Source organism: Micromonospora sp. NPDC049799 (assembly GCF_040656655.1).
Taxonomy (GTDB): Bacteria; Actinomycetota; Actinomycetes; order Mycobacteriales; family Micromonosporaceae; genus Micromonospora.
Genome location: NZ_JBFAMU010000248.1, coordinates 1 through 7,381, shown reverse-complemented (window position 1 = coordinate 7,381; position 7,381 = coordinate 1). Strand labels below are relative to the sequence as shown.

Here is a 7,381-nt window from a genome sequence, read left to right as displayed (position 1 = left end):
GCTGCGCCGGGTGCGGTGGTCCGCGCCGCCGGCCCGGGAACGGTGCTCTTCGCCGGCATGGTCGCCGGCCGTCCGGTGGTCACCGTGGGGCACGCCCAGGGCCTGCGCACGACCCACGAGCCGGTGCGACCCGCGGTCACGGTCGGCGACCCGGTCCGCCCCGGCGATCCCCTCGGCGTCCTGCTGGCCGGGCACGCGGGCTGTCCCGTGCCGGCCTGCCTGCACTGGGGGCTACGCCGGGGCGCGGAGTATCTCGACCCACTCGCCCTGCTCGGTCTCGGGCCGGTGCGGCTGCTGCCCCTCGACGGGACTCCGCCGCCGGAGGCTGACAGCTCACGCCCGGGCGAGCAGGGCCGGCAGGCGCACCGCCAGCCGCTCGTACTCCTCGGCGCGGTTGTAGACCTGGCCGCTCACCCGCAGCCAGCCCCGACCGCCCCACGCGTTGACCGCCACCTCGGTGGCGAGCCGGTCGGCGATCCGGGCGCGTAGTGCGCCCGCGGCTTCCAGGCTGGTCGCGACGCCGGGCGGCAGCGGGACGATCCGCATCGCCACCCCCGGTCCGCCGGGGTCCGGCAGGTCGGCGGGCGGCACGTCGAGCGCGTCCCCCACCACCCGCTGGCCGTACGCCGCCAGCGCGGCGTTGTGCGCACGGACCCGGTCGAGCCCGAGGCTGCGCAGTGTGAACAGGCCCACCGGCGCGGCCAGCCACGCGGTGTAGTCCATGGTCGCCTGCCACTCGACGTGACCCGGGAAGCCCGCCTCCTGCTCCCACGAGACGACCAGCGGCTCGATGCGGTCCCGCCACGCCGGGGACACCACCAGCACGGCGGTGCCGCGGGGGGCGTACGCCCACTTGTGCAGGTTGCCCACCCAGAAGTCGGCGCCGATGCCGGCGACGGTGGCCGGCAGCATGCCGGGGGCGTGGGCGGCGTCGACCAGGACCGGCACGCCGTGCTCGCGGGCCACCCCGACGATTGCAGCGACCGGGAGGAGTCGGGCGGTGGGGGAGGTGAGCTGGTCGACCACGAGCAGTCGGGTCCGGCCGGGACGCAGCCCGGCGCGGACGATCTGGAGGATCTCCTCGTCGGTCGCGGCCAGCGGCACCCGGAGCGCCCGCGTCACGGCCCCGGTACGCCGGCACTCCCGGGCGATGGACAGGTCCACCGCGCCGTAGCCGTGCTCGGTGGTGAGCACCTCGTCGCCGGGGCGCAGGCCCATCGACTGCAGGACCACCGCCACACCGGTGGTGGCGTTCGGGACGAGCGCGGTGCCGTCCGGGTCGGCCCCGAGGAAGGTCGCCAGGTGCCGGCGGGTGTGCGTGATGCGCTCGGTCAGCCCCACCGTGAAGAAGCGCAGCGGGTTCGCCTCGACCTCGTCGCGCAGCCGCTGCTGGGCCCGCTGCACGCCGATCGGCACGGCACCGAACGATCCGTGGTTGAGGTGGCTGACCGCCGCGTCGAGGGAGAAGAGCAGGCGCGCTCCCGGAATCGGCTCGGGTGGCTGGGGAACGCTCACCGGATGATCGTAACGGTCGCCCCGATCACCGACCGTGCTCGTTGGCGGTCGTCGATCGGCCGGTCCGGGTCAGGCGCGCGGGTGGGCCTGACGGTAGGCGGCCCGCAGCCGCTCCACCGAGACGTGCGTGTAGATCTGCGTGCTGGCCAGCGACGAGTGGCCCAGGATCTCCTGCACCGCCCGCAGGTCCGCGCCGCCTTCGAGCAGGTGGGTGGCGGCCGAGTGGCGCAGCCCGTGCGGGCTGGTGTGGGGGAGTCCGGCCGCCTCGGCGTACCCGCTCACGACCCGGCGGGCGGTCGTCGGGTTGAGCCGGCCGCCCCGGGCGCCCAGCAGCAGGGCGCCACGCGTGGCCGGACCGGCCAGGACGGGCCTACCGTCGCGCAGCCACTCGTCGAGCGCCCGCTGGGCCGGCAGCCCGTACGGCACCGTCCGTTCCCGCCCACCCTTGCCGAACACCCGGACCACCCGCCGGGAATGGTCGACGTCGGCGACGTCCAGGCCGCACGCCTCGCTGATCCGCACCCCGGTGCCGTAGAGCAGTTCCAGCAGCGCCCGGTCGCGCAGCAGCACCGCCGCCGCGACGGCGTCGTCGGGTGGCACCGGGCCGGCGGGTGGCGCGGCGGGGCCGAGGGCTTCGTCGGGCTCCGCAGCGCTCCGGCCCGGCGCCTCCACCAGGGCGGCGGCCTGCTCGGCGCGGAGCACGGTGGGCAGCTCCCGTCTCGCCTTCGGACTGGCCAGGGTGGCCGCCACGTCAGTGGGGAGCAGTCCCGCGCGATGGGCCCAGGCGCTGAACGTCCGTGCCGACGCGGCGCGCCGGGCCAGCGACGACCGGGCGGCCCCAGTGGTGCGTTGCCGGGCGAGCCAGCTGCGCAGGACCCCCAGATCCAGGTCCGCCAGCTCGGTGCAGCTCATCCGGGTGGCGTGGTCCAACATCGACACGACGTCCGCGACGTACGCCCGCACGGTGTGCGCCGAGCGGTTGCGGACCCCGGCCAGGTGACCGGCGAAGTCGTCCACCGCCTCGCGCATCGTCGGCGGGAGGGCCTGGTGCGCCGCCCGGGTGCTGCGCGTCGCCCGCCCCGCCGCGTCGCCCGGCGTCGTGTCCTGGGTTGGCACGGGTCCACCCTACGACCGAGCGGTCCTCCGGTGGTGACCGCCGCTGCTGCACCAGGTGTCCGCGACACCCGAGCCGTCCTGTCCGTGGACTGCCGCGTGTCGCCCGGCGGGACGTCATGGATTAGCCCGGCTGCGGCGAGCAGACTGTCGTACAACGGGGCGCGAGCCCTGGTCGGTGGCCCGGCGGCCGGCCGGGAACGACGAAGGGGGACTGGCCATGGGAGTGGACGTCGTCCTCTACCGGGTGGTGCCCGTCGGCCCGGGGCGGCGGCGGTACGTGACGGCGGAGGTGTTGCCCGATCCCGACGACGTGCTGCTGGGTCTGGTGCGGCGGGTCCGGAGCACCGGCCGTACCCCCGTCCTCGACCGGGTCGACCCGGTGGGTCTGCTGGTGGTGCCGGCCGACCGCGCGGCTCACCTCGCCGACGAGCTGGCCTGCCTGGAGGAGGTGGCCCGGGACGAGGCCGAGGTGGCGCACGTCCGCCGCCTCGACCGGTTGGCACGACGGCTGCGCGCGGATCACGACATGGAACTCCGCTTCGAGGGCGACTGACGGGCCGTACCGGTCCGGGGCTCACCGCACCCTTCCAGCGTCGGCGCGACCCGAGCGCCGAGGTGGCGGCACCAGCGCGTACCCGTCGTCGCGCCGGACCACCAGGGCCAACTCCTCCAGCATGGACAGTTTGCGCAGGGCGGTACGCAGACCGACACCGGCGCGGGCGGCCAGCACGTCCACCCCGACCGCGCCGCGGCGCGGCAGCGCCTCCACGATCGAGCGCGCGTCGTCGTCCAGCAGATCGGCCGGGCGTTCCGGGCCACGGGGCAGCGGGGCCAGGTCCCCGATCCGGCCTACCTCCTCCAGCACGTGCGCGAGCCCGGTGACGAGGCGGGTTTCGGGCTCCTCCCGCAGCAGTTCGTGGGTGCCGACCGACATCGCCGAGGTGACCGGACCGGGCACCACCATCGTCCGGCGGGCCAGGGCGAGCGCCCGGCGGGCCGTCTGGGTCGCGCCGCTGCGGGCCGCCGCCTCGACCAGCACCGTCCCTCGGGTGCCGGCGGCGATGACACGGTTACGGATCAGGAACCGTGGCTTGAGCGGTTCCGCCCCGGGCATCCACTCACTCACCAGCAGCCCTGAGTCGGCGATCCGGTCGAACAGCGCGGCGTTGCCCATCGGGTAGGGCCGGTCCACCCCGCAGGCCAGCACGGCCACCGTCAGGCCACCGGCGGTGAGGGCGCCCCGGTGGGCTGCCGCGTCGATGCCGAAGGCGCCGCCGGAGACCACCGTCCAGTCCCGTTCGGCCAGCCCGTAACCGAGTTCGGTGGCGACGTGGTTCCCGTACCCGGTGGCGGCCCGGGCGCCGACCACCGCGACGGACCGCTCGAACGCCTCGCCGAGCGGCCACGAGCCGCGTACCCAGAAGCAGAGCGGTGGGGCGGTCTCCTGGTCGACGCGGCGGCGGGCATCGGGAAGGCGCAGGCGGCGCAGCTCGCCGACCCGCGCCGGCCACTCGTCGTCGGTCGGGACGACGACGCGGGCGCCCAGCCGGTCCGTACGGGCCAGCGCCTCGGCGGCCACCGCCCGCGCGTCCCCCTCGGCGCTGCGGGCCGCCACGGTGGCCCGGAGTGATTCCTCCGGCCCGCCACCGTCGAGCAGCAGGTCGAGCGCGTCGACCGGGCCATGGCGCTCGACCAGGTGGTGGACCGATCGGGTGCCCGGCTCGGTGAGCCAGGTCAGGGCCACGCGGGCCAGAGTCAGCTCCTCGGCGTCACTCACGTTCCCTCTCCCGTCCTGAGTTGGATGGCCTCCCGGACGTCCTCCCGGTCGGGTCGGTCCCGACCGTCGAGGTCGGCGATCGTCCAGGCCAGGCGGACGATCCGGTCGAAGCCCCGAGCGGAGACCGAGCCGGAGTCCAGTCGCGTCCGCAGCTCGGCGGTGTCCTTCCCGGCCAGCCGCCACGGTGGGCGTCGCAGGTCCGGGCCGGGTATCTCGGCGTTGAGCCGTCGGCCGAGGGGCGCCCACCGCGCGCGGGCCGCCTCCCGGGCGACGGCCACCCGGCACGCCACCGTGGCCGACGACTCCCGGTCGACGGTGGCCTCCATCAGCTCGGCCGCCCGCACCGGTGGAAGGCGCACCTGCACGTCGATCCGGTCCAGGAGGGGACCGGACAGCCGCCCCAGGTAACGCCGCCGCACCTGCGGCGCGCACTCGCAGTACGCATCACCGGCCGGCTTCGCGCACGGGCAGGGGTTGGCGGCAAGGACCAGCTGGCTCCGCGCCGGGTACTCGGTGCCGCCCCGGCTCCGCGCCAGCTGCACCCGCCCGTTCTCCAGCGGCTGGCGGAGCGCCTCCAACGCGCCCTTGCTGAACTCCGGTGCCTCGTCGAGGAAGAGGACCCCGCGGTGGGCGAGGGACACCGCACCGGGTCGCGCCAGCCCGGACCCGCCGCCGACCAGCGACGCGACGGTGGCGGTGTGGTGCGGCGCCTGGAACGGCGGCCGGCGCAGCAGCCGCCCGTCCGCCGGCAGCAGGCCGGCGATCGAGTGCAGCGCTGTCACCTCCAGCGCGGCCTCGTCGTCCAGCTCGGGCAGCAGCGACGGGAGCCGTTCGGCGAGCATGGTCTTCCCGGCGCCGGGCGGGCCGAGCAGCGCCAGGTGGTGGCCACCGGCGGCGGCGACCTCCAACGCGCGGCGGCCCAGGTCCTGACCGGCGACGTCGGCCAGGTCCGGGCCGTCCGGACCCGGGGGCGGGTCCGCCGTGTCCGGCTCGATCAGCGGTACGCCGTCGCGGACGAAGGCGACCAGCCGGTGCAGCGTGTCCACCGCCCGGACCCGGATCCCCGGGATGACGGCCGCCTCGGCGGCGTTGCCCACCGGGACGATCACCCGGTCGACGCCCGCCTTCGCCGCCGCCGCGACCATCGGCAGGACGCCCCGCACCGGCCGGACCGTGCCGTCCAGCCCCAGCTCACCGAGGACCGCCACCCGTTCCAGGGGCAGCAGGGGCAGCTCGCCGGAGCCGCCCAGCAGGGCCGCCGCGATGGCCAGGTCGAAGGCCGAGCCGAACTTCGGCAGGGTCGCCGGCAGGAGGTTCAACGTGATGCGGCGGTTGGGCCAGCGCTGGCCGGAGTTGACCACCGCCGCCCGGACCCGGTCCCGAGCCTCGTAGAGGGCCGTGTCCGGCAGCCCGGAGATCACCACCGCCGGCAGTCCGGGGGCGAGGTCCGCCTCGACCTCCACCAGGTGCCCGGTCACGCCGACCAGGCCCACGCAGAGCACCTTCGCGTAGCTCACGTCCACACCTCGCGCCGCATCTAGAACGCCCCCTTGAGGTGTTCGACGCGGGCGGCGCCGGCCGGGCTGAGGCGTACCGAGATCACGTCGAAGCGCACCTCGTCGGCCGTCGTGCCGGTCTCGCCCAGCCATCGGGCGGCCAGCCCACGCAGCCGGCGGGCCTTGGCCGGCACGACCGCCTCGGCCGGGCAGCCGAAGTCGTCCGTACGACGGGTCTTCACCTCGCAGAAGGCGAGCACCGGCCCGTCCCACGCGATGATGTCGATCTCACCGGCCGCACAGCGCCAGTTCCGCGCCACCGGCCGCAGGCCGGTCCCGATCAGGTGCCGTACGGCGCACCGCTCGCCGTACGCGCCGACCGCCTGGTTCCGCTTCGTCATGCCGGCACCGTGCCGCGTACGCCCGCACCGCGCAGCCCTCGACGGCCCGCCTGTGGACGACGGAGGCGCCTGTGGACAACCGGACGATCATGCCCCTGGTGTGCTACGGGCGCCCCCACCGTGGACGCGTCTCCGGCTGGCCTCCACGAGATGGCCTACGACTGGCGAGCCGACCGGGTCGGAGCGGCCCTCACCGGCCGCAATCCCACGGTCCTTCGACGCCTCACCGCCGGATTCGCCGTGATCGGCGACGGGCAGCACCTCCCGGGCTACTGCGTCCTGATCACGGACGACCCGTCCGTCGATCGCCTCACCGACCTGCCCCGCGAGCGCCGTCTGGCCTTCCTCGCCGACATGGACCTGCTCGGCGAGGCGGTTGCCGGCGTGTGCGCCCGGCGGGATCCGGGCTTCCGCCGGGTCAACTACGAGATCCTCGGCAACCTCGACTCCTTTCTGCACGCCCATGTGCGTCCCCGTCACGACTGGCAGCCGGCCGAGTTGCGGCGTGGCCCGGTCTATCGGTACCCGGACGAGGTGTGGCGCGACCCCGCGTACGCTCTCGGCACGCGGCACGCGGCACGACGGCCTTCGCGCCGCGCTCGCGGCGGAACTCGACCGACTGGTCGAACACGCCACCTCGGGGTGACTTTCCGTGTATGTCCGATCACCCCTCCCGCGTGAGGTGAGCGGGGCCGGCGGTTGGTGTGCGGGGCGAATGGCGCACGTGGATCCGGTCGCATACGGTGCCGACGTGGACGGACGACGGAGCTTTGCCGAAGACCAGGAGTCACGTTGGTATCCCGGGGGACGTGACCGAGGCTACGGGGACCCGGACTGGCGCGAAGGAGCCGAGGCTCGGTACCGGGACGACGACCCGCGTGCTCCCGAGCAGCGTGGCGGCGACGACGCCCGCTACGGCGACCCCGGGCCGGGCGTCGGGACGCGGCGCGGCGACGCCGACCGTGGGCGGTACGGCGGTGCCGAGGAATCCGGCCGGTTCGCGATCACCGAGGGTGACTCCGGCCGCTTCTCGTCCGTTGACGACGAGTCGGGTCGGTTCGGCGCGGTGGGCGCGT

The 7,381-nt window shown here is 75.5% G+C and carries 7 protein-coding genes and 2 pseudogenes; 4 read left to right on the top strand and 5 right to left on the bottom strand.

All coding sequences use genetic code 11. The annotated features are described in order from the left end of the window. A pseudogene (locus AB0I76_RS18605) lies at positions 1-309 on the top strand (M23 family metallopeptidase); the annotation flags it as partial. 24 nt (positions 310-333) lie between these two features. Here AB0I76_RS18605 and AB0I76_RS18600 read toward each other — a convergent pair. Then, entirely contained in the window at positions 334-1,515 is a 1,182-nt protein-coding gene (locus AB0I76_RS18600) for an aminotransferase class V-fold PLP-dependent enzyme (protein WP_357036679.1), read from the bottom strand. A 69-nt stretch (positions 1,516-1,584) separates the two neighbouring features. Then, the gene (locus AB0I76_RS18595) at positions 1,585-2,544 is read right to left on the bottom strand and encodes a tyrosine recombinase XerC (RefSeq protein WP_357036682.1); all 960 of its coding nucleotides are present in this window, start codon (positions 2,542-2,544) and stop codon (positions 1,585-1,587) included. Positions 2,545-2,848: 304 nt separating this feature from the next. Here AB0I76_RS18595 and AB0I76_RS18590 point away from each other — a divergent pair, with 304 nt between their 5' ends. After that, positions 2,849-3,184: a hypothetical protein gene (locus AB0I76_RS18590; protein ID WP_357036676.1), complete on the top strand. Its 336-nt coding sequence runs from the start codon at positions 2,849-2,851 to the stop codon at positions 3,182-3,184. 21 nt (positions 3,185-3,205) lie between these two features. Here AB0I76_RS18590 and AB0I76_RS18585 read toward each other — a convergent pair whose 3' ends face one another. From AB0I76_RS18585 to AB0I76_RS18575, 3 genes are read right to left on the bottom strand one after another with little or no spacing between them, the layout of a single operon-like run. Beyond that, positions 3,206-4,408 carry a DNA-processing protein DprA gene (locus AB0I76_RS18585; protein WP_357036673.1) on the bottom strand — a complete coding sequence of 401 codons (1,203 nt, stop codon included), beginning with the start codon at positions 4,406-4,408 and terminating at the stop codon, positions 3,206-3,208. Further along, a complete protein-coding gene (locus AB0I76_RS18580) occupies positions 4,405-5,925 on the bottom strand; it encodes a YifB family Mg chelatase-like AAA ATPase (protein ID WP_357036670.1) in 1,521 nt (506 codons plus the stop codon). The genes AB0I76_RS18585 and AB0I76_RS18580 overlap by 4 nt, the downstream gene beginning before the upstream one ends. A gap of 20 nt (positions 5,926-5,945) precedes the next feature. After that, positions 5,946-6,305, bottom strand: a complete 360-nt coding sequence (locus AB0I76_RS18575; RefSeq protein WP_357036667.1) for a YraN family protein — start codon at positions 6,303-6,305, stop codon at positions 5,946-5,948. Between the two features lie 150 nt (positions 6,306-6,455). Here AB0I76_RS18575 and AB0I76_RS18570 point away from each other — a divergent pair, with 150 nt between their 5' ends. Both AB0I76_RS18570 and AB0I76_RS18565 read left to right on the top strand, forming a co-directional pair. Beyond that, positions 6,456-6,986 (top strand): diadenosine tetraphosphate hydrolase, encoded by a 531-nt coding sequence (locus AB0I76_RS18570; RefSeq protein ID WP_357036664.1) that lies wholly within the window; start codon positions 6,456-6,458, stop codon positions 6,984-6,986. 34 nt (positions 6,987-7,020) lie between these two features. Then, positions 7,021-7,381 (top strand): annotated as a pseudogene (locus AB0I76_RS18565) (hypothetical protein); the annotation flags it as partial.

What these genes read in the sequence shown, in the direction of transcription:
- AB0I76_RS18595 (WP_357036682.1), bottom strand. Translation starts at nt 2,544, where the DNA reads ATGCGCGAGGCGGTGGACGACTTCGCCGGTCACCTGGCCGGGGTCCGC.
- AB0I76_RS18570 (WP_357036664.1), top strand. Translation starts at nt 6,456, where the DNA reads ATGGCCTACGACTGGCGAGCCGACCGGGTCGGAGCGGCCCTCACCGGC.
- AB0I76_RS18575 (WP_357036667.1), bottom strand. Translation starts at nt 6,305, where the DNA reads ATGACGAAGCGGAACCAGGCGGTCGGCGCGTACGGCGAGCGGTGCGCC.
- AB0I76_RS18590 (WP_357036676.1), top strand. Translation starts at nt 2,849, where the DNA reads ATGGGAGTGGACGTCGTCCTCTACCGGGTGGTGCCCGTCGGCCCGGGG.